The following is a 22065-nucleotide window of genomic DNA, read 5'->3' as shown; positions in this document are numbered from 1 at the left end:
ACACTGTATTAATACATTGATACACCAATAAAACTAACACACTCCGGCAGGAATGCCAAAAAGGAACACAAGCATGAAGCAAAGGAACTTTGGCCGGCACCACAGGCTTGCCGTAACCAGCATGCTGCTGTTGGCACTGGGGCTTTGTTGGACGCCGCTGAGTCAGGCACAGACTGCTTCCGAAAGCACGGGCTGTTATGTCGATGGTCTGTCTGAACGTCTGCGTTGCGGCACGATTCTAGTCGCGGAGGATCCGAAAAAGCCCGAAGGCCGCCAGTTGGCAATCCTCTATGCCGTCTTGCCGGCAATCAAGAATACCGCCCCCAATGAAGCCGTACTGGCCATCGCCGGCGGGCCGGGACAGTCGGCCATCGAAAATGCCGCTACCTTCGACCTGATCTTAAGCAAAGTCCGTCAAAACCGGGACATATTGCTGATAGATCAGCGCGGTACCGGCCAGTCTAACGCCCTTGAGTGTGCGGCGTTGGATCTGGAACAAACCCTGGCCTATAACGACGAAGCACTCGATGTCGAACAGGAAACCCGTAACTGCCTGAGTAAGTTGGATGCCGACATCAGCCAATACGGCAGCGAGCAGGCATTGCACGACTTCGAAGCGGTTCGCCAACATCTGGGTTATCAGAAACTGCACCTTTATGGCATCTCCTACGGCAGCCGCATGGCTCAGCTCTATATGCGCCACTATCCCGAGGCACTCAAGACAGTGACCCTGGATGGCGTCGTGCCTATGCAGCAGAGTGTGCTGGCCATAGGTGCCGCCATTGGCCGGGCCCAGGATCTGCTGCTGAGCGATTGTGAGCAGGACGCTTTGTGCGCTCAAACCTACCCACAGCTGCGTCAGGAACTGAACCAGTTGGCCGAGCGCCTGGGGCAACATGCGGTGATGAAGAAGGTGCCTCATCCGGTAACCGGTGATATCGCCATGCTGACCCTGACCCGTAGCAAGCTGCTTGGCAGCCTGAGAATGGCGCTCTACAGCCCCTCGGTCAGAGCTCTGCTGCCCTACGCCATCCACCGGGCGGCAATGGAGGAATACCAACCTCTGCTGGGGCTGATGGCTCTCAGTGTCGATAGCACAGGTATCGCCATGGGCATGCACGCCGCCGTGGTTTGCGGTGAAGACTGGCCCAGATTGACCGCCGCCGAGCGCCAACAGGCCGAGGCCAGCGTCATAGGCAAAGAGATGCTCAGCAGCCTGGACAGAAGCTGCCCTATCTGGAATGTCCCGGCCGCGGCGGCCACCTTTGCCGAGCCGATAGCCAGCGATATCCCCACCCTGCTGCTTTCCGGAGCCAAGGACCCCGCCACGCCGCCTTCCTGGGGTGAGCTGGCCATGGCCCAGTTGAGCAACGCCAGACACTTGATCTCCCCCTATGCCACCCATGGTGTTGCCGCCCAGTCCTGCGCCAATGAGCTGATCGCCGAGCTGGTCAAGGGCACGGCGCCGGACAAGTTGGATGGCGAGTGTCTCAACAAAGATGTGCGTCGCAGTTTCTATCTCAACGCCAGCACAGTGGAAGCCATTCCAGGAGGAACAAAATGATCAAGGTGACCAATCTGAGTAAGCGCATCGGCAAGGTTCAAGCCCTGGATGGCCTGAGTTTCAGCGCCGAAGATGGCATGATTACCGGCCTGCTCGGCCCCAATGGCGCCGGCAAGACTACCTGCCTGCGCACTGTGTTTGGCCTGCTGAAACCGGACGAAGGCATAGCCGAAGTCGACGGTATAGATGTCGGCCGCAATCCGCTGGCGGCCAAGCAGCAACTTGGGCTGTTTCCGGATCCCTTCGGCCTCTATGAACGCCTGAGCCCGAGGGAATATATTCGTTTCTTCGCCGAACTCAGCGGCATGCCGAGTAAGGCCGCCAAGCAGGCGACTGCCGATGTGCTCGGCAAACTCAAAATGGACGATATTGCCGACCGCCACTGCAAGGGCTTTTCCCAGGGGCAGCGGATGAAGACGGCACTGGCTCAGGCCATAGTGCATCAACCGACCAATATTATTCTCGACGAACCCACCCGCGGGCTGGATGTGATGAGCACCCGGGTACTGCGGGAGCTGCTGTTGGATCTCAAACGCCAGGGCCACTGTGTGTTGTTCTCCAGCCATGTGATGCAAGAGGTCGCCGCTCTCTGTGACAAGGTGATAGTCATGACCCAGGGACGTGTGGTGGCCGTTGGCAGCCCGGCCGATCTATGCCGTCAAACCGGTAAGGAGTCACTGGAAGATGCCTTTATACAACTGATAGGCACGGATGAGGGGATAGCCGCATGATGAGTCGACTCTTGACACTGGTTCGCAAAGAACTGCTGGATGCCGCCCGCGACAAGCGTTCTGTAATGGCCGGTCTCTACTATGCCATAGGCACGCCGCTGATCATGTGCGGTCTGTTTGTGGTGCTGATTGGTCAGCTCTCCAGCCCGGATGACCTGCAAATTCGCATAGACAACGCCGAACAGGCGCCGGATCTGGTGCGCTATCTCGGCCAGAAGGGGATCAATCAGGACAGCGGCGAGCAGGCAGGCGCTCTGATACTGCAGATAAGCGAGCAATATCGGGCGCAGATGGCCAAGGGCGAAAGGGCCGAGGTGATCCTGATAGCCGACAACTCGGATGAAAAGCTGCAGAAATCGATTCGCCGTCTGGAGCGGGCGCTGCAGGGTTATTCCTCCGAAATGGGCAGCCTGCGCCTACTGGCCCGCGGTATAGACCCCAGGATAATGCAGCCGATTAAGGTGCAACTGCAGGATCAGGCCACGCCCGACTCCAAGGGCGGAATGATCCTCGGAATCGCCATCTTCACCATGATCTACTCGGTATTTATTTCCGGGATGAATCTGGCGATAGATACCAGTGCCGGCGAACGTGAACGCAACTCCTTGGCGCTGCTGCTGAGTCACCCTGTCACCCCGAGGCAATTGGTGATCTCCAAGCTGCTGGCGGTGACAGTGTTTGCCATGTTGGGCTTGATCCTGATTTTGCTGATCTCCAAGTTTGCCTATCCCATGGTGCCCTGGCAGGAACTCGGCTTCAGCATCAGTATCAGCGCCGAGTTTATTGCCCTGATGCTGTTGATAGGCTTGCCGGTCGCCCTGCTGGCCGCCAGCATGCAGCTGTTTGTGTCCTTCCTGGCCAAGACCTTCAAGGAAGCCCAGTCCTATCTGACCATAGTGCTGTTCGTGCCCTTGGCCCTGGCAATGACCGCCAGTTACGACATAGCGCCGGACACCTTGCAGTGGTTACCGGTTTCGGGGCAGCAACAGGCGCTGATGGCCTTTATCAAGGGTAAGGAGTTGCCGCTGCTGCAGCTGTTGGTATCCAGCTTGCTGACGCTGGCCATAGCCGCCGCCCTGGTGCTGGGGCTGGAGCGCTCCCTCAAGAGCGAAAAGGTGGTGTTCGGCCTCTGATCCAAACCCCAAGTCCGCAAAAGAAAAGGCAAGCCGAGATTCAATGTTGGCTTGCCTTTCGATTGCCGAAACCCCGAAACCCGCCCCCCGAAACCCAAGGGTATCGGCAGGATAAAAACCGGGTTGGCTTATTTCGCCTTGGGACGAAACGGCTTGATCACTGCCTCATCGCATTCGAGGAAGGGGCCTTCCATCAAATCGATGCAGTAAGGAATCGCCGGGAATACCGCATCCAGGCACTCACGAATCGACTTGGGCTTACCCGGCAAGTTGACTATCAGGGTGTCGTCTCTCAGCCCGGCGGTTTGTCGTGACAGAATCGCTGTCGGAACAAACTTGAGCGACTCGGCGCGCATCAGCTCGCCAAAGCCAGGCATCATACGGTCGCACACGGCTTCGGTCGCCTCGGGCGTAACATCGCGCTTGGCCGGCCCTGTGCCCCCTGTGGTCACCACCAGACAACAGCCGTCTTCATCGGCCATCCGCTTGAGGGTGGCTTCAATCACCTCCCTCTCGTCCGGGATCACTTCATAAACACTTTCCCACTCACTGGTGAGATAAGCATTGAGAGTCTCTATGATCGCCTTACCGGAAATGTCTTCATAGACTCCGGCGCTGGCACGGTCACTGACGGTTACTATCCCGATTTTGGCTTTGGCCATGCTGTTCCCCTTGGCAAAAATGCTTGTGTTGCAGTGGCGCCTAACATACCACAATTAGGCTTTCCTGCCCCCATCAGCGGGAGCATTTTGTCGTCTCGGTGGCGGGAGTCTCAAGAGGCTTGGTTTTCAAGCGGTGCAAGGCGCTCAACGCCAACAGATACAGGGTCGCCACCACAAACGCCAGCACAGTTCCCCAGGCAATGCCGAGCAGCGGATAGAGCCAGCTCACCGCAATCACATAACACATGAGCGACCCCAGTCCTCTGGGATAATGCTTGATAATGGTTTGCGCCTGCGGCGCACCATAGGCCAGATGAATGATCAACAAAAACGGATAAAGCGTAATGGGGAAAGCGGCCAGAATACCGGCCTGAGCCGGCGTCAACAGTTTGGCCGCTGCCGTGACCAACAGCACTATCATGGCGGCCGCCGCAGCCCTAAGCAGCAATACCAGTGGGCTGAGGCGAACGGGCTTGGCTACTGTGGCATCCGGTATTTTGGCAAGCACCAAACCCACAAGCACTATCGCCAGCAGCAGTGCCAGGCTTCCGCCGAGGAGATTGAGATTCAACAGACTCAGAAGATAGCCACTGAGGCCAAATGCCAGCAATCCCAGCCCTGACCCCAGCAGTGCCACCAAAGGCAGTGGCCGCTCACCGCCGAGACGAATACCCAGGGCATAACCACAAATCAGCAGCAACGAGGCGATAAAACCGGACAAGGCCGCGATGGCACTGGCGGCGGCAAAGGGCTCACCCAATTCAATGCCGATAAAAAACAACGCGATAGCCGTACCCAGTGGATAGCCGGACAAAATACCCGCCACTCTGGGGCTGACCCGCTCAGCTACCAGCGACAGGCCCACCACGGCTATGATAGCGGTCGCTATTTTGGCGAGCAACAGGCTATCCATCTCCCTTCTCCCGACACTAGAGCAGGCGCCTGGCCTGCCAATATTTTTGCTTCCAGTAGCTGTTATCCAGCGATGAGATCATCACCCCCTGACTGGTAGAGGCGTGCATAAACTCATTGTTACCTATGTAGATCCCCACATGGCGGCTACTCCAGCCAGTCTTGAAGAACAGGAGATCGCCAACCTTGAGCTGACTTTTCTTGACCGCAAACCCCAGCTTGCGCTGTTCATCCACTGTGCGCGGCAGCATGATTTCGGTCAAACGCCGGTAAGTCAGGCTGACAAAGCCCGAACAGTCGACACCTCGCTTGCTCATGCCTCCCAAACGATAGGGAACCCCATGCCATTCTCGCTGCATCGTCAGCAGCCGCTGCTGTGACAGGGGCGCTTGCTCAGAGCGCTTGGCTTCGGACTCGTTGCCGTCTTGGGGCTTAGCCACAGTAGCCGGAGCGGAAACAGGATCGGGACGACCGGAACAGCCACTCAGGGCGCCCAACAACAGGAATGTCGCCAATATCTGCCACAGCTGCATGCTCGTTCCAACTCAGATGCCATTGAAGAACCCCTAATGTGCAATAAGCCGCCGCTATTTGCAAAAATCGGGTAAATGCCCGAGTCTAACTGAAGCGGGTTATCGCAAAGGAGGCTATATGGGTGACAGGCAAATACCGCCGTTTTACGCCGGCTCGAGGGAATATTCCAGTAAGGATGGCCGACAACAGATCCAGAAGCTGGAACCGCGTTTCGATGATGTCGGCGGCATTCCGGTTGCCAGGGCCATTCCCCAGAAAGCCAGGCGCCTGATAGGTCCTTGGTGCTTTCTCGACCATATTGGCCCGGCATCTTCAGGCCCCTTGATGGATGTAGGTCCCCATCCGCACATAGGTTTACAAACCTTCACCTGGATGCTGGCCGGCGAAATACTGCACCGCGACAGCTTGGGAAGTCAGCAACTTATCCGCCCTGGACAAGTCAACCTGATGACCGCTGGCCACGGCATTGCCCATACCGAAGAAGCGCAGCCGGGGCATGCTGAGTTACATGCGGCCCAGCTCTGGATTGCCCTTCCCGAGGCCCACAAAGATACCCAGCCCAGATTCGATCACTATGCCGACTTGCCTCGTTGGACCGAAGCCGGGGTCGACTTCACCCTGCTGATAGGTCAGTGGTTACAGCGCAAGTCTCCGGCAGTACATTTCTCTCCCATCATAGGTTTGGATCTCTTGAGCCATGATTCCGCCTTATTGAATCTGCCTTTGGATCCCAGTTTCGAGTATGGCCTGATGCCGCTCGAAGGCGGCATGCAAGTTGATGGTGAACCCTTTGCCCAAGACACTTTGACCTATCTTGGATTGAATCGCACCGAGGTTAGTCTGGAATTGGCGCCCGAAAGTCGGATTTTGCTGCTTGGCGGTGCGCCACTGGGAGAAGCCATCACCATCTGGTGGAATTTTGTTGGTCACAGCAAGGCTGAAATTGCCGCGGCTCAAGCGCAATGGCTGGCCGAAGATCCCCGCTTCGCAGCCGTGCCCGGCTACCGGGGTAAACGCCTGTTACCCCCGGCGATCCCCTGGTAATCAATCTTTTGGCTCAAGGATGGGCACACTATGAAACTTGAATTCACACCTCAGTACCAATTGTCGGCCTCAATGGCCACGGCCGCAGACACAGCTTTTATCCAAAAAGTCTTCAACTCCTGCCGCAGTTATTTTCTGCATCTGGGCCTACCCGAGGAGATGGCTCAGGTGCTGTTGTTACAACAGTTTCAGCTGCAACAAGCCTGGTTCCAGAATCACTATCCCAACGCCATTACCCAAATACTCCGGGTACAAGAGCAAGCGGCAGGAATACTCACCCTAAACACGGGTACTGAAGCACTGCATATTCTGGATATGGCTTTGTTACCTGAGTATCGGGGACAAGGCCTGGGCAGCGAATTGCTGAACGCCATTCAATCTCTGGCCCAGCTAAAGCAACTGGCGGTATCCCTGATGGTCGCCAGGGACAATCCGCAAGCGAAAAAACTGTACTTGAACAAAGGCTTTGTTACCCAGGATGTTACCGAGACTCACGAATTGATGCGCTGGCACTGCCACTAAGTACCAGCTGCTGGCCTGCAAAGATACAACTTACCTCCCTCCGCAATTCTCTGCCAACCACCCAACCAAAGTTAAAATCAAGTAACCAACTTGTTATTTTCAGACTTGTGTACCAGTGTTTATGGAGACCTGTCACTGCCTCGCAGCGACACCTCTAGGTAAATGGACATCATCAAGAGGGCTTACTCAAGCCAAGCCTTCATTTTCAAGGAGTGAATATCATGGCAGACAACTTTATCGGCGAAATTCGTATGGTGGGCTTCAACTATGCTCCGCCAGGTTGGGCACTGTGCGCCGGACAGACAATGAGCATTGCCAGTAATACGGCTTTATTCTCTTTATTGGGCACTATGTATGGCGGTGATGGAGTAAGCACCTTCAAGCTGCCGGATCTTCGCGGCCGGGTACCCGTCAGCTTTGGCCAGAGTCCAGGCACCAGTTTATACAACCAAGGGCAGATGCTTGGAGCCGAGGATACCAATCTGACAACAGCCCAGTTGCCCGCCCATAGCCACGCCATTGACTCAATCAATGCCAGTGTCAGCCCACTGGCATCCACCGGCAGCGGCACCACTGATGAGCCAGGCCCCGATACAGTACCGGCCAAGATTGCCAGCGGTCTCAATGCTCTGGAAGCATACAGCACCACGGCGGACACCAGTATGAAACCGTCACCAGTCAGCTTGGATGGCAACACAAACACAACAGGCAACAGTGACACTGTCGACTTGCGCCAGCCGTTAACCGTGGTGAACTTCATCATTGCCTTACAAGGCATTTACCCTCCCAGAACATAAAGCATCACAATCAACGGCAGTTGGAAGTGTGCTTTCCTGCTGCCGTTAAATTGCTCAAGCTAACACCGGACTATTCAGGGCTGCCAAAACCATGAACTCTTTAATACGGATATTAAGCCTGGTGACATTGTTGCTGTTGCCATTTGTACAAGCAAAGAGCGTCACAGAACCAGGGACAAAGGCTGAGCTCATCTTGGTCGATGCCACAATCTCTCAATATCAAACCTTGCTGGAACAGGCATCTACCACGGCCCTCACCTCTAGACCCATTACCGAACTGACCGAACTCAACGCCTTGATAGCCCAAGACAAGAAGTACTCGGGTTTACACTTGATCACTCACGGTAAAAGCGGCGAAATACTGTTGGCAGGCCACAAGTTGGCGCCGCGGGAACTGGCCACCCAGTTGGATCAACTGCTACTACCGGGTGCCCCCCTCTATCTGTACGCCTGCAACTTGGCTCAGGATCCAAAGGGCCAAGCCTTTGTCGATAATCTGGCCTCGATTTTAGCCCGGCCCGTATTGGCCTCAACCAACGCCACAGGCAACAAGCGTCTTGGCGGTGATTGGCAACTCGAATACTCCACCGCCTCGACCATGGCTGCCAGGACATTGTTTTCCGGTGAAGTGAGAGGGTTTAATACGCTATTGTCCAACACAGCTTACGAATTCTCCGACGGTGATGCGGTTACCCTCACCAATGCCGCCTCTGCACTCGCCAATGACAGCACCTTTACCCTGGAAATGTGGGCCAATTTTTCCAGCACCTCAGGCATCATCAATCTGATGGATATTACCGGCTCACTCGATGCCGGTGGTTTTATCATATATAACAATACAATGACGGTTGATCTGAGCGGCGACTTCAGCTCTTTGACCCAAAGTAATCCAATCACTATTTCAACCAATGTCTGGTATCACTTTGCTTTTGTCTTCAACAACGGCCTGTGGGATTTTTATCTGGATGGCCAAGCCACAGGTATTGGTGTTGCCGACATGGGTGGCAACAACACAGTGCCGGATTATCAAGCGGCAAACGTCAACAACCTGGTCGCCGGTCTTCAAAATCATGGTTCGGTAAACAACTTTACCGGCAAAATAGATGACATCCGCCTTTGGAGCACGGCGCGGACTCAAACCGAAATTCAAAATAACCGCCAGCTCGAGCTGGCGGGCAATGAAACCGGCTTGATTGGCTACTGGAAACTCAACGAAACCAGCGGCACAGTTGTCAATGACAGCCAAACTAACGGAGCATTGCTTAACGGTAGCAGCAGCGGTGTTACATTGGGTGTCACTGGAGCCTTCAGCGGTAATCAAAGCCCAACAGATATCTCGCTTTCCAACAACTCAGTCAGCCAAAGCGGCGGCAGCAATGCTGTGGTGGGCACCCTGACAACCACGGATGCCGATGTTGGTGACAGTTTCAGTTATGCCTTGATTGCCGGGAATGGTGACACCAACAATGGCAGCTTCAATCTCAGTGGTGATTCCCTCAGAGCCAACAATGCCTCCACCTTGGTTGGCGGCAGTTACAGCATCCGGGTGCAGACGACAGATTCAGGCAATGCCACATTTGAAAAAGCCTTTAGTATCACAGTCGTGGATGACCTTGCTCCGGAAGTGACCGGCATGACTATCGATGGCTCACCCGCAGATACCGCAACCAGCATCAGTTACACAGTTAGTTTCAATGAGTTGGCCAATAATATCTCGACCGACGACTTTAACCTGACCAACACTGGTTCTGCCGCAGGCAATATTGCGTCGGTATCCGCCAGCTCAGGCACCAGCGTTACTGTCACTATCAACAATATCAGCGGTAACGGTTCGCTGCGCCTGGATCTGAAAGCAGCAACCAACATCAGCGATGCTCAGGCCAACAGTGGGCCGGCAGCCTACACCTCTGGCGATGTTCATACTGTTGCCGTCCCTACTGTTCCCGGTGCCCCCATCATAGGCACGGCATCTGCCTTGGATGGTCAAGCCGTGGTCAACTTCTCGGCGCCGGCAAGTGATGGTGGTTCTGCAATTACCTCATACCAAGTGACTTCATCTCCAGACGGGATCACCGCCAGTGGCGCCAACTCGCCGATAGGGGTTGCAGGCCTGACCAACGGCACGAGTTATACCTTTACTGTGCAGGCCATCAATGCCGTGGGTACAAGCTCGCCATCCGCACCATCCAACTCGGTAGTCCCAAAGGCAAACCAGACCATCAGCTTCAACAACCCGGGGGCGCAGGACTTTGGCACCACGCCAACCCTTGCGGCCACCGCCAGCTCAGGACTGACGCCTGTGTTCAGCTCCACGACCACTGGGGTCTGTACCATCACGGCCTCCGGCACCTTAACCTTTGTCACCACGGGTAATTGCAGTATCGATGCTGATCAGCCCGGAGACAGCAGCTACAATGCGGCGCCAACCGTGACCCAGAGCTTTACGGTCAATGCCGTGGTGCCCGGAGCGCCCACGTCCGTCAACGCCGTTGCCTCTGATGCCAGCGCCACAGTCAGTTTCAGCGCCCCGGCAAGTACCGGCGGCGCGGCGATCAGCAGTTATACCGTCACCTCAACCCCGGGCGGCCTCACCACCAGCGGCGCCGGCTCGCCATTGACAGTTAGCGGCCTGAGCAACGGCACCGACTATAGCTTTACTGTCAGCGCCAGCAACACAGCAGGCACGGGCCCGGCCTCGAGCCCCTCCAATACTGTGACCCCCAAGGCAAACCAGACCATCAGCTTCAACAACCCGGGGGCGCAGAGTTTTGGCAGCGCGCCCACACTCACAGCCACCGCCAGCTCAGGGCTAACACCTGTGTTCAGCTCCAACAGCACTGGCGTCTGTACCATCACGGCCTCCGGCACCTTAACCTTTGTCACTACAGGCATTTGCAGTATTGATGCCGACCAAGCCGGGGATAGCAGCTACAATGCGGCGCCAACCGTGACCCAGAGCTTTACGGTCAATGCCGTGGTGCCCGGCGCGCCCACATCGGTCAACGCCGTTGCCTCTGACGCCAGCGCCACAGTCAGTTTCAGCGCCCCGGCAAGTACCGGCGGCGCGGCGATCAGCAGTTACACCGTCACCTCAAGCCCGGGTGGTTTCACCGCCAGCGGCGCCGGTTCGCCACTGACAGTTAGCGGCCTGAGCAACGGCACCGACTATAGCTTTACTGTCAGCGCCAGCAACACAGCGGGTACGGGCCCGGCCTCAAGCCCCTCCAATACTGTGACCCCCAAGGCAAACCAGAGCATCAGCTTCAGCAACCCGGGGGCGCAGGACTTTGGCACCACGCCAACCCTTACCGCCACCGCCAGCTCAGGACTGACGCCTGTGTTCAGCTCAGGCAGCACTGGCGTCTGTACCATCACAACTACCGGCACTCTCAGCTTTATCAGTGCGGGCAGTTGCAGCATTAACGCCGACCAAGCCGGGGACAGCGACTACAATGCGGCGCCAACCGTGACCCAGAGCTTTACGGTCAATGCCGTGGTGCCCGGTGTGCCCACATCGGTCAATGCCGTTGCCTCTGATGCCAGCGCCACGGTCAGCTTCAGCGCCCCGGCAAGTACCGGCGGCGCGGCGATCAGCAGCTACACTGTCACCTCAAGCCCGGGCGGCCTCACCGCCAGCGGCACCGGATCGCCGCTGACAGTTAGCGGCCTGAGCAACGGCACCGGCTACAGCTTTACCGTCAGCGCCAGCAACATAGCAGGCACAGGCCCGGCCTCAAGCCCCTCCAATACTGTAACCCCGGAGCCGGATAACAAGGCCCCCAGTATTTCAGGTACTCCAGCCGGCAGCGTAGATCAGGATAGCTATTACAGCTTTATCCCCACGGCCACAGATCCGGATCAAGACCCTCTGACGTTTAGCATCAGCAACAAACCAGCTTGGGCCAGTTTCAACACGGCAAGCGGCGAGCTTAGCGGTACTCCACTGCGGGAGCATGTAGGCGTTAGTGACAACATCATTATCCGAGTCTCGGATGGTGCGCTCAGTACAGATTTGGCGCCATTTAGTGTGGAAGTAAAGGCTGTCAATCAAGCGCCACAGGCCAACCACGACCGGATAACCCAGGCCTTCAGCCAGGAAAATATCTATTTGCTCGATGTACTGGCCAACGACAGTGACCCAGATGACGATCCACTGACGATTGTGGATATCAGCACCAGCCTGGGCACTACTACTGTACTGGGAGATAAGCTGCAACTGACAGTGCCGGAAAACTTCAATGGTCAGGTGCGACTCAGCTACAGCATCACGGACGGAGAGTTTTATGACAGTGCCAAGGTGAGCTTCAGCATAGAAGGCAGTAATCCAGAAGCCCCCGTCATCAATATCCCGGCCGATGTCACAGCCAACGCCACAGGTCTGTTTACCCGGGTAAACTTGGGTCGGGTCGGCGCCATCGACAGCGATGACAACCCCATTCCGGTATCCTTGTTGAACGGCTTCCCGTTTTTTGCTCCCGGCCAACATTTGGCTTACTGGAAAACCACAGATGGTAAGGGGGTAAGTGCCACAGCTTCGCAGTTGGTTACCGTGTACCCCAGGATTAACCTGGGAGCCTCAAAAACTGTCGCCAACTTCACTCGGGTGCAGGTGCCGGTTTTGCTCAACGGCTCGGCCCCCGAGTATCCGATGGAAATCCGCTACAGTGTCAGCGGCGATGCGATTGCAGGTCAAGATCATGACCTTGCAAGCGGAAGCCTGCTCTTGAGTCAGGAAATGTCCACCAGCCTGGAGTTCAATGTTTTTGCCGACTTGAGCGCCGGGCAACAAAAATCGCTGACAATCACTCTGGACGATGGCCAAAACCCCGGACACAACGCCGCAACTGAAATACGCATCAGTAACAATAATCTGGCGCCCAACCTCAGCTTGAGCGCCAGTCAACAGGGTGAAATGCGCTCCAGTGTCAGCAGCTCGGATGGCTTGGTAACGGTAACGGCAGAAGTCGCTGACCCCAACCCGGCAGACAACATCAGCCTCAGTTGGTCCAGCGAGCCAGCGATGACAAACCTCTCGACCTCTGCAAACGAGTTCACCTTTGACCCCGCAACGCTGGCTCCAGGGATTGTGACGCTGACATTGAACGCCATGGACGATGGTTCCCCCCAACTGGGAAGCAGCAAGAGTCTCAAGCTATTGCTGCTGGCACAGCTACCGGCTCTTGGGGAAACAGACGCCAACGACAACCGTTTACCGGATAGTGCCGAAGGCTATGGCGATCCGGACGGCAACGGTATTCCGGCCTATCTGCAAGGCGATCACCCTTGTAATGTGATCCCCGAACAGCTCAGCCGCCCCAATAGCTACCTGGCCGAGGCGCAACCCGGTATCTGCTCCCGTAAGGGGCTGCTAAGTCTACAGCGGCTGGATAAGGGTATTGAGCTGGAAGATGGCTCAATGTTGCCAGATGACAGTGAAGGGAAAATTGTCGGAGGTTTATTCGACTTCGAACTCGAGGGCAGTGAGTATGGCGGCAATGTCAGCATAGTGATCCCGCAAGTTCAGGCGATACCGGCACAAGCTCAATACCGTAAATACGTCGCTTCCGGCTGGCAGGAGTTTGTAACAGATGCCAACAACCAGATATTTAGCAGCGCGGGAGAACCCGGATATTGTCCACCAATGGGTGATGCCAGCTGGCAGAGTGGCCTTACTGAAGGTCATTGGTGTGTGCAACTGCTTATTCAGGATGGTGGCCCCAACGACGGTGACGGCCAAGCCAATGGCACCATAGTCGACCCGGGCGGCGTTGCCGTGAAGCTGTCAGCCAACCAAGCCCCCATAGCCCAGGCTGACAGCTTTAGTTTGCCATGGAATCAGCAACATCTGCTGGACGTACTGGCCAACGATAATGATGCCGATAACGACAGCCTCTATCTGGTGCAGGCCAGTGTCTCTATCGGTGAGATCAGTGTCAGTGACGACAAGCTCAGCCTGATGTACACGCCGCCGGAAGACTTTATCGGCAACGCGCAGCTGAGTTATACCGTCAGCGATGGCATGGGCGGTACGGCAATGAGCCATGCAGAGCTGGTTGTCTTCTACAACAGGGCACCAGTGGTGAATGACAGCAGCGCCGGCACGGACGACAGGACGGCGATAGAGCTGGATGTATTGAGCACTGCCAGTGACCCGGATGGCGACAGCCTGACGCTGGAAAGCGCTGTGGCTCAATCCGGTAGCGTCAGCATCACAACATCACAGACGCTGAGCTATCAACCTAAGACCGGCTTTGCGGGCACAGATATCATCAGCTTTAGTGTCAGTGATGGCAACGGCGCCTCGGCAACCGCTCAGGTAGTAGTGACGGTCACGGCCTATCAAGAGGTTGTGGTGGAAAACCGCTCTTCCGGCGGGGCGGTCGCCCCCTGGGCCTTGGCACTAATGCTGTTGATGGCAGGATTCAGGCACTTAAGCCTGCGTTTGGCAAGCCTGCCGCTGTTGCTACTACTGGCAATTGGGGTCAGTTTCAATGCCCAGGCACGCTGGTCTGTGAACCTCAACTTGGGTTACAGCCATGCCCGCCTCTCGGAGTCGGATATCAACCAGGCCTTACCGACAGAGGTCAAACTGACGGAGTTGGACAAAGATGATTTCGCCTGGTCTGTGGCGCTGAACTACCAGGCTAATGATGCCTGGGCGCTGCAGTTTGGCTATCTTGATTTGGGCGAAACCTCACTCATGCTGGCCGGCAGCACACTCGACCCACAGGCCTTGCAGCAATCACTTGCCAACCTTGGGCCGCAACTGGCCTCCGGGGTAACTGCCGGAGCCGAATACCGCTTTTGGCGATACCACGACTGGTCTTTCAGCCTCAACGGCGGGATATTTATCTGGGAGAGCGACTTCAGCAGCCAGTGGCTACAGCAAGAGTTGCGTTATGACGACTCCGGCGTCGACTTCTACTGGGGTCTGGGTGGCCAATATCAACTCTCCGAACAGTGGGCGATCAGAGCCGATTACCGTCGTTATATGTTGGACAGAAATCAGGTAGACGGTGTCTTTATCGGTCTGGAGTTCTTTTTCTGAGCTTGGATTAGCTTAAGCGATCCGCCAGGATGTAAGAAGACCGCCTGATGGTGGTCTTCTTATCGGTAGGCTTACCAGATCTTGACTCTGTCCTCTGGCGCCAGATAGAGAGCATCTGTGGGTTTGACATCGAAGGCGCGGTACCAGGCATCCAGATTGCGCACAGTCAGGGCCCGGTAGTTGCCGGGAGCATGACCATCGGTGGCAATACGTTGGCGCATGGCCTGATCTCGCATCTTGGTTGCCCAAGTTTGGGCATAACCGATAAAGAAACGTTGATCACCGCTAAAACCGGCAATAACAGGTGCTTCTTTGCCCTTGAGTGACGCCCGGTAAGCATCGTAAGCGGCAGCCAATCCGGCTACATCAGCGATATTCTCCCCCAGAGTCAGTTTGCCGTTGACATGCAAGTCGGGGAAAGGCGCATATTTGTCGAACTGCTTGGCCAGGGCATCCCCTTGGGCGGCGAAATGCTCAAAGTCCGCCTGAGTCCACCAATTGCGCATAGCGCCGCTGGAATCGAAAGCCGCACCATTATTATCAAAGCTGTGGCTGATCTCATGGCCGATGACCGCCCCTATGGCACCATAGTTATAGGCATCGTCGGCCGTGGCATCAAAAAACGGCGGTTGCAGTATCCCGGCCGGGAAGTTGAGCGCATTTTGCACCGGCAGGTTTACCGCATTGACTATCTGGGCGTTCATCCACCATTCCCCTTTATCTTGGGGCTTGCCTATTTTGGCCAATTGATGAGCGTATTCGGCCTGTTCACCGGCCACGGCATTGGCATAAGCACTCTGCCCCACCTGATAATGGCTGTAATCACGCCAGTTATCCGGATAGCCCACACTCACCACCAGAGTATCAACCTTGGCCAGGGCTTCCTGTTTGGTGGCCGGTGCCAGCCAATCAATCGCCTCAACCCGGCCATGGAAGGCATCGACTATGTTATCCACTAACTCGCTGACCTTGGCCTTGGCCGACGCCGGGAAATAACGGCTCACATAGGCGCGACCAACAGCATCTCCCAGATAATTATCCAACGCCTCCAAGGCGCGCTTATCGCGGCTACGTTGCATAGGCGTGCCTGACAAGGTCGTGCCATAGAAGGCAAAGTGCGCCTGATCCAGCGCCGAAGGCAAGACATCTGTGTGGCTATTGATCTGGTGGAACAGCAACCAATCTTGCCAACTCGCCAGCGGCTCGGAAGCTACCAAGGCCGAGAGTGCGCGGATGGCGGGGCCATGATAAGCGGCAAAGCGTGGCTGCTGGCCAAGTTGCGCGGCCTCAAAGAATGCCTGCCAGTCGATACCCGGGGCCTTGGTGTCAAAGTCAGCCCGGCTCCAAACTGCGGATGATTTGGCAAAGTCTTCACTGTCTTCACGGCTGACGTGGGCGGCGGCTATTTTCAGCTCCAGCGCGAATATTCGCTCGGCCCGTTCACCGGCATTGTCTATGCCGGCGGTTTGCAACAAGGTCTCGACATAGTGGCGATAAGCCTGCCGCAGTTGCTGCATCTTGGGATCGCCCGACAGATAGTATTCCCGCTCCGGCAATCCCAGCCCGCCCTGCAACAGATAGGGCAATACCTCTCCCGGAGTCGCCAGCCCTTGGGTGACAAATACCCCCAGCAGATTCTCAGTGTGATAGTCGGTGGCATTGAGCGGGTCAACATCGGCCCGTAAACTGGCTCCCAAGGCCGCCGATAGCGCCTGTTTGGTTTTCAGGGCTGCTATCTGCTTTTGGTAATTCGCCAATGGCTGCAGGCCAGCTTTTTCGATGGCATCAGTATTGGTATAGGCCAGATAAAAATCGGCAATTCGCGCTTCATCACTACCGACAGCATGGGGCTTGGCCACCAGCTCAGCAATCAATTCGGCCTTGTGCTGCTCGGTCGATTCAAAAGCCACCAGAAAAGACCCAGTGGAGGCTCGGTCGGCAGGTATCTTGGTATCCCGCATCCATTGACCATTGGCGTAATTGTAGAAGTCATCTCCTGGTTTAATACTGGTATCCATGGCCGCCAGACTGATGCCTATATTGGCCTCTCCCTGACTGGAAGCCACAGACGGCACCTTGGTTGAAGCTGTATCTTGAGACTGGCAAGCGGCCAGGCCGCCGAGCAGGGCCGCGGCGGTAAACAGCGCGATGGCATTGGGCTTGAACATGCAAATTTCCTTGATCTTATTTATGGGGTTTCAGGCGTTTGATCTTCGAGTCTATCTCATTTCACCGCTTGGCGGCCAAGCAGAAAACTGTCACAAGATATGAGGCAGATTGCCCCCTGCGCACCCCTTAACCTCAAAAGCGTCTGAGGTAATTCCCACCCAAAAGGCGATAGGCAAAGGCGGATTTCTGGCTTATTGTGGAGAAGCTGTTCAGTATAGTGTGGTCAAGTAAAACTGGCTTAAGCGGTGGGAGAGGAACAAAGTATCATGCTGGTTGTCTTGACCATCCAATGAAACACCTTTCTGGACATAAACGTGTTAGATTTTTAACTTTATTCGGTGAGTTTCGGATTAAATTTTCTATGGCTTAACACCTACGTACCGGGCCGATTGTGGCGCCCAGCGTAACAAATCGGTCCCGTTGACGCATTTGTTAGACTGACACAGAAGCATAAGCAGCTTGTAGCTCGCGTTCAGCACCTTCTACCGTCAATGGGCCAGCAGACCTTTCCTCAAGGATGCCTTTTATATGCTCCCAACACTGATCTACGTTTGTTAAATCTGTGTCGGTAAAAGTGACGGTTGTTATGCCGTATTTTTCAAAATAAGCGTTGCGTTTATCTGCTTCTTTACTCCACTTCGCCGAAAGCTCTTCGTTGAGTGTCTTTTGAGTTTTTTTAGTACTCCCTGCAATCGACATATGCGAAGATGCGGGGCTTATTTCAAAACCAAGCATTCTCATGGTGTATGGGTTAAGTACTGAAAAATCCAAACGATAAAGGTGTTTGACCTCTTTACCCACGTACCGAAGCTCTGGAATTAACAAAGGCACAGACTCTGGGGCGTCGCTTTCCCTGATGTAGTCCAAATATCGCGTTGAAATCGCTTGCTCATACTCCGAATTAGAGACACGAGCCAATACCGTTTGGTAAAAGGTCAGGAACGCCTGAATATCTGGAAATATCACAGGTTCTTCACTTTCTGGTGCTATCAAGCCAGTCTCCAAAACATGTTCGACGGTCCAGTATGCATAATTTTCACGTCGCATCTGGCTCTTATCATTTGTCCATTCGCCAAAACGATGTGTCGGTGAGATCAAAAGCCCCCAGACCAGCTTCCCCGAACCAAACCAGACTTGCCAAAGGTTTTGGTCGGGTTTTGCTCTCACTCGTGCTTCAAAATTACGGTAGAAATTCCTCTCTAAAAATCGATGAATGTAGTCATGGAGAAGCTCGTCCTGAAGCATCTCTGGAATTATTTCTTCTGTTCGCTTGCGATCCCCGAAATGGCGACGACGGGCGATATCCGCTTTTTTCTCAATCACTTGTTGTGTAAGCCCATTAAGCCACCGTGCGATAAAGTCTTCTGGAGAGTGAAATTGCATCCGCACACTGTCTACAAAGGTGTTGTTATTTCTACCAATGTGAGCGTGCATTTGATGAACAGTCGATTTGCGACCAACGATCTGGGAAAAGCGAACCAACGCTTCCTCGCGCATATACTCAAGTCGTAAAGAAAGCTCTTCTTCTTTCCTTTGAATGTCTTTAGTTAGTGTCATCATATTCTCATTGATTAAACTTCGTCTAACGTCGCTGTAAGTAATTTTTGGCTAAAATGTGAAGCGAGGCGAAACCGAGCCAAATGTTACGAATCCGACTTGAGGCAAAAACCACTTAGATCTTTTACTCTAATTCATTCTCTTTGGACAACCTTTATTTGGGCAAAGCGAACTAGGCGAATTTTTGGTAAAAACTTTAACTGCTCTGGGCAAGAAACTGAGCTACGCCTCTTCTTTATCAACAAGTCCCCAGAGTTCAGCAAGATCAACATCATCACTGGCAGGACGGCTTTCTTTGCTTTCGATGTAATCTACCTGCATTACAATCGGTAAATCGAAAGCAGTGCCAGTTACAACACATGCTCCTTTAGATAGGTTCGGTATCAAACTTTTAGACATTCGATCTAGCGTGCTAATCGTGTTGTCTATCAGGAACAAGTCCTTATCATTGACAAGCCTATGGATAAAAAAGTTATGAAGTTGAGACATTATCGTAGGTGAAATGTCTGCTGGTCTTTGACTTGATAGTGTCAGATACATCCCAAACTTGCGTCCCTCTTTGATGATCTCTTCGAACATCTCCAGTCTGTAATCTTTCCAGATCTCGTGCTCACGATTTGATTGTTGCGACAAGATGTTATGTGCTTCATCAATGATGAAGTGCAACGTATTTTTAGGGGGCGTATCGACGTTATCTCTGTGTTCTTGATAAAACATCTTCGCTAGCAGCAAAGGCACAATTTTCTTAGTTGCTTGATTACATCCTCTCAACGAAACAACATTCAGTAGCTTGAACTCATCATTTACATTTTCTTTGACAATAAATATTTTTCGTAGATCATTCACAGCACTTTCAACTCTCTTCAAAAGAGGTTGAATGTGCTCAAACTGAATATTCCCATATGATAAATCTCTAAGTAACTGAAGGTTAATACGCACGACCAGCTCATCTATAGGGTCAATGTTAGCTAGGTCTAATGCATTTAAGATTGGTCTCAGGTTGGCGGTAAACCCCTCATTAGAATCAAAATACTCCCAATTTAGCACCGATTTACATGCAAATTTCGAGTTTTTATCAAACCAAAAAATGTTACTTAGCTTATCAGTTAGAGGGGTGTTTGAAAGGTGCTCTGCGATAACCTTAAGATGAACTAAAGAATCTCTACTTTGCGCTGGAGTTACAAAACATAGGTAAAACGTGCCTATGAGGTAGTCCTTTAAACTTTCACCTTTCTTTATGTCTTTTTTTCTTCGTTCAATAATACGGTTGATGAATGGTGTCTGAGTATTGGAAGTTGCTTGAAATAGCAGAGCTAATATCTCAGTGTTCCAAATCTGGTCACTTGCTAGCGGTAACTTTTCACCTTCCTTTTTCCCCGTGCTTAGGTTGAATGACTTTTTGTTCTCAGGGGTCTTGATTAATTGGTTACCATTGTATTCACCGTTAAAGTCAATCAAGAGAAACTGACTTTTGCCTATCAGCTTCTCTTCAAAATTAGAAAATAACTCCGCATATAGCCTAGTGAGCGTGTTAGATTTACCGCTCCCCGTATTGCCAAAAATACCAATGTGACTATTAAAAATCCTATTCCATGGAAGTGATACGGGTAGTTCCTCTTTCAGCATTTTTCCAATATTGAATGTTCCATCTGTTCCCTGACTAAAAATGCTGACTACTTGGTGCTCGTTGAGTAAGTATGCTTTGTCTTTGATCATCGGCATTAGTTTAATGCCGTCTTTAAACTTACTCTGCTCAAAGTAACCGATGGGCTTGGCTTCTACTTTGCGGATATATTGAATTTTTTTGTCTTCTAGTTCAAATCGGTTTTCATCCAGATACTCACCCTCAACAATACACACAATGAGACAAAAGCCGCGCTTAACGCCAATGTATTCACGTATAGAAACACCCTTGTACTTCTTTCCATCATGAAACATAGTTTCCAAACTTGACTCATCAAAGATGCGCAGAGTGACTTGAGTACCACGAACCGCAATGACTTCACCAACGTTGATGCTCATTTAGTCGTCACCTCTAAGCAAGTCAGCATTGAATACCGCTTCGTTGAATTTAGTGAAGTTTAAGTTCTCACCGTCGAACTTTATTAGTGTGACGTTCCTATAACCACCAAAGTAGCCATACATAGTTTCATGCTCTTTGTCATTAAAGCAACAAACGAATACTTGTAGTTTGTGGTTAGACAGTGAACGTTTAATCAAGTTACGAATGTGCTCGTCAGCGAACGAAAAAGCAAAACTAACTAAAATCGAATTTTTCTCTTCCAAATGATAACTGAGCAAGCGAAGCATTTGGTAATAATGCTCTTCGAAAACAGTTTCATGAAACTTCCATTTAGTTGGATTGACGATAGGGAGTTTATCGTAAGAATTCCAAAACGCAGTTAGGATGCCTTCATTAACTTCCACTTTAAGGTCGAGTATATCTTGTGTTGTTTTGGTTTTATCATTCAGAATTTCACTTAGCTGATTAAGGCTGTCGCGAGCTTCTTCTGGAATTACCACGGCAGTATCGAGGAAATTGTACTCTACCTTGATAGTATCCTTTAACTTACGCCAATAAGCAGATCCATGCAGATTGATAAAGTTGATTTGCGGTATATCAGATGAGTTTCGTCCGAATACCCCTGATTGACAGAGGTAGTTATTGAAATTGCGTGCTGATAGGGTTCTTTCGAGAAAGCCACTTGCCCCGTCATTGATGTTGAATTCAAGATTCCCTTTCTTAATCATCTTGTCTGCTACTAATGGGACACAGCCATCGTAGTTAGTAGTGAAAAGGTTACAACGTCTTTGAAAGTCACTCTTCTGCTGCAATAGCCTTACGATAGAGTCAATGAAAATCTCATAATTTTCGATAGTCTCATTTCTTAGCTCATTTTTTTTACAGACCTCACACTGATCGTCGTTCGTACATTCTTCAGCATGAGGAATATAGATATCACTAAGCTGAAACTTACATACAGGTTCGATAATGTTTTCGTAGTAGTACATAAACAGCAAAGCGTGATGACTTTTATACTGTTCCCCTCGTTGATCTAGCTTAGTTGCGAGCGTTTCAATCGTTTCGTTATTATCTTCATTATCAGAGTCTTTGAGGGGCAACCATAGAGTCGGAAATAGGCCACTTGAAGCTCCTGCACCGATAAGAAAGTTGAGTTTGTGTTGGTAGATTTCGTTTAAAGGTATAGTTGCCATTTAGACTCGTTACTGAATTGATAAACGTATTGTTTCATAGTAAATGTATTAGATAAATTCAGTCAAAGAGCAGTGTGTAAAAACGGTGCTTTAGCACACAATGGGGCATAAACGTGTTAGAAGAGGCTGTGTATCGATGAGTCGATAAATGAAGGCCAGAGAACGATGCTCTGGCC

The 22065-nt window shown here is 52.7% G+C and carries 14 protein-coding genes; 7 read left to right on the top strand and 7 right to left on the bottom strand.

The features are described 5' to 3' along the window. The first annotated feature begins 121 nt into the window (after window positions 1–121). The 3 genes from HCX89_RS07000 to HCX89_RS06990 are packed head-to-tail and all read left to right on the top strand — an operon-like array spanning window position 122 to window position 3428. On the top strand, window positions 122–1564 hold the full coding sequence (locus HCX89_RS07000) for an alpha/beta hydrolase (RefSeq protein ID WP_254428368.1): 1443 nt from the start codon (window positions 122–124) through the stop codon (window positions 1562–1564). Continuing rightward, window positions 1561–2295, top strand: coding sequence for an ATP-binding cassette domain-containing protein (locus HCX89_RS06995; RefSeq protein WP_028780402.1), 735 nt, complete (start codon window positions 1561–1563; stop codon window positions 2293–2295). The genes HCX89_RS07000 and HCX89_RS06995 overlap by 4 nt, the downstream gene beginning before the upstream one ends. Further along, complete coding sequence (locus HCX89_RS06990; protein WP_044736035.1) at window positions 2295–3428, top strand: ABC transporter permease; 1134 nt, start codon at window positions 2295–2297, stop codon at window positions 3426–3428. The genes HCX89_RS06995 and HCX89_RS06990 overlap by 1 nt, the downstream gene beginning before the upstream one ends. 128 nt (window positions 3429–3556) lie before the next feature. Here HCX89_RS06990 and mog read toward each other — a convergent pair whose 3' ends face one another. From mog to HCX89_RS06975, 3 genes are all read right to left on the bottom strand, one after another. Further along, on the bottom strand, window positions 3557–4090 hold the full coding sequence (mog, locus tag HCX89_RS06985; protein ID WP_025890134.1) for a molybdopterin adenylyltransferase: 534 nt from the start codon (window positions 4088–4090) through the stop codon (window positions 3557–3559). 73 nt (window positions 4091–4163) lie between these two features. Next, window positions 4164–5003, bottom strand: coding sequence for a hypothetical protein (locus tag HCX89_RS06980; protein ID WP_174840063.1), 840 nt, complete (start codon window positions 5001–5003; stop codon window positions 4164–4166). Between the two features lie 16 nt (window positions 5004–5019). Then, window positions 5020–5535, bottom strand: coding sequence for an NlpC/P60 family protein (locus HCX89_RS06975; protein ID WP_107005872.1), 516 nt, complete (start codon window positions 5533–5535; stop codon window positions 5020–5022). A 118-nt stretch (window positions 5536–5653) separates the two neighbouring features. Between HCX89_RS06975 and HCX89_RS06970 the strand changes: the two genes are divergently transcribed. The 4 genes from HCX89_RS06970 (at window position 5654) to HCX89_RS06955 (ending at window position 14947) form a co-directional block, all read left to right on the top strand. Continuing rightward, window positions 5654–6580 carry a pirin family protein gene (locus tag HCX89_RS06970; RefSeq protein WP_107005873.1) on the top strand — a complete coding sequence of 309 codons (927 nt, stop codon included), beginning with the start codon at window positions 5654–5656 and terminating at the stop codon, window positions 6578–6580. Window positions 6581–6610: 30 nt separating this feature from the next. Beyond that, entirely contained in the window at window positions 6611–7102 is a 492-nt protein-coding gene (locus tag HCX89_RS06965; protein WP_159352650.1) for an N-acetyltransferase, read from the top strand. Between the two features lie 221 nt (window positions 7103–7323). Beyond that, window positions 7324–7899, top strand: a complete 576-nt coding sequence (locus HCX89_RS06960) for a phage tail protein (protein WP_167715479.1) — start codon at window positions 7324–7326, stop codon at window positions 7897–7899. Window positions 7900–7990: 91 nt separating this feature from the next. Next, window positions 7991–14947 carry an Ig-like domain-containing protein gene (locus HCX89_RS06955; RefSeq protein WP_167715477.1) on the top strand — a complete coding sequence of 2319 codons (6957 nt, stop codon included), beginning with the start codon at window positions 7991–7993 and terminating at the stop codon, window positions 14945–14947. Between the two features lie 71 nt (window positions 14948–15018). Here HCX89_RS06955 and HCX89_RS06950 read toward each other — a convergent pair whose 3' ends face one another. The 4 genes from HCX89_RS06950 to HCX89_RS06935 form a co-directional block, all read right to left on the bottom strand. Beyond that, window positions 15019–17115 carry a M13 family metallopeptidase gene (locus tag HCX89_RS06950; protein ID WP_167715475.1) on the bottom strand — a complete coding sequence of 699 codons (2097 nt, stop codon included), beginning with the start codon at window positions 17113–17115 and terminating at the stop codon, window positions 15019–15021. A gap of 433 nt (window positions 17116–17548) precedes the next feature. Further along, window positions 17549–18676: a topoisomerase II gene (locus HCX89_RS06945; protein ID WP_174840062.1), complete on the bottom strand. Its 1128-nt coding sequence runs from the start codon at window positions 18674–18676 to the stop codon at window positions 17549–17551. 219 nt (window positions 18677–18895) lie between these two features. After that, complete coding sequence (locus tag HCX89_RS06940; RefSeq protein WP_167715473.1) at window positions 18896–20695, bottom strand: ATP-binding protein; 1800 nt, start codon at window positions 20693–20695, stop codon at window positions 18896–18898. Continuing rightward, on the bottom strand, window positions 20696–21889 hold the full coding sequence (locus HCX89_RS06935) for a hypothetical protein (RefSeq protein ID WP_167715472.1): 1194 nt from the start codon (window positions 21887–21889) through the stop codon (window positions 20696–20698). Window positions 21890–22065: the final 176 nt, after the last annotated feature.

The organism is Shewanella sp. Iso12 (genome assembly GCF_012030025.1).
Taxonomy (GTDB): domain Bacteria; phylum Pseudomonadota; class Gammaproteobacteria; order Enterobacterales; family Shewanellaceae; genus Shewanella; species Shewanella algae.
Note: the sequence above shows the minus strand (reverse complement) of the source record. Positions and strands in the feature narration are given on the sequence as shown.

Coding starts and splice junctions, on each gene's coding strand:
- HCX89_RS07000 (WP_254428368.1), top strand. CDS start 122: ATGCTGCTGTTGGCACTGGGGCTTTGTTGGACGCCGCTGAGTCAGGCA.
- HCX89_RS06995 (WP_028780402.1), top strand. CDS start 1,561: ATGATCAAGGTGACCAATCTGAGTAAGCGCATCGGCAAGGTTCAAGCC.
- HCX89_RS06990 (WP_044736035.1), top strand. CDS start 2,295: ATGAGTCGACTCTTGACACTGGTTCGCAAAGAACTGCTGGATGCCGCC.
- mog (WP_025890134.1), bottom strand. CDS start 4,090: ATGGCCAAAGCCAAAATCGGGATAGTAACCGTCAGTGACCGTGCCAGC.
- HCX89_RS06980 (WP_174840063.1), bottom strand. CDS start 5,003: ATGGATAGCCTGTTGCTCGCCAAAATAGCGACCGCTATCATAGCCGTG.
- HCX89_RS06975 (WP_107005872.1), bottom strand. CDS start 5,535: ATGCAGCTGTGGCAGATATTGGCGACATTCCTGTTGTTGGGCGCCCTG.
- HCX89_RS06970 (WP_107005873.1), top strand. CDS start 5,654: ATGGGTGACAGGCAAATACCGCCGTTTTACGCCGGCTCGAGGGAATAT.
- HCX89_RS06965 (WP_159352650.1), top strand. CDS start 6,611: ATGAAACTTGAATTCACACCTCAGTACCAATTGTCGGCCTCAATGGCC.
- HCX89_RS06960 (WP_167715479.1), top strand. CDS start 7,324: ATGGCAGACAACTTTATCGGCGAAATTCGTATGGTGGGCTTCAACTAT.
- HCX89_RS06955 (WP_167715477.1), top strand. CDS start 7,991: ATGAACTCTTTAATACGGATATTAAGCCTGGTGACATTGTTGCTGTTG.
- HCX89_RS06950 (WP_167715475.1), bottom strand. CDS start 17,115: ATGTTCAAGCCCAATGCCATCGCGCTGTTTACCGCCGCGGCCCTGCTC.
- HCX89_RS06945 (WP_174840062.1), bottom strand. CDS start 18,676: ATGATGACACTAACTAAAGACATTCAAAGGAAAGAAGAAGAGCTTTCT.
- HCX89_RS06940 (WP_167715473.1), bottom strand. CDS start 20,695: ATGAGCATCAACGTTGGTGAAGTCATTGCGGTTCGTGGTACTCAAGTC.
- HCX89_RS06935 (WP_167715472.1), bottom strand. CDS start 21,889: ATGGCAACTATACCTTTAAACGAAATCTACCAACACAAACTCAACTTT.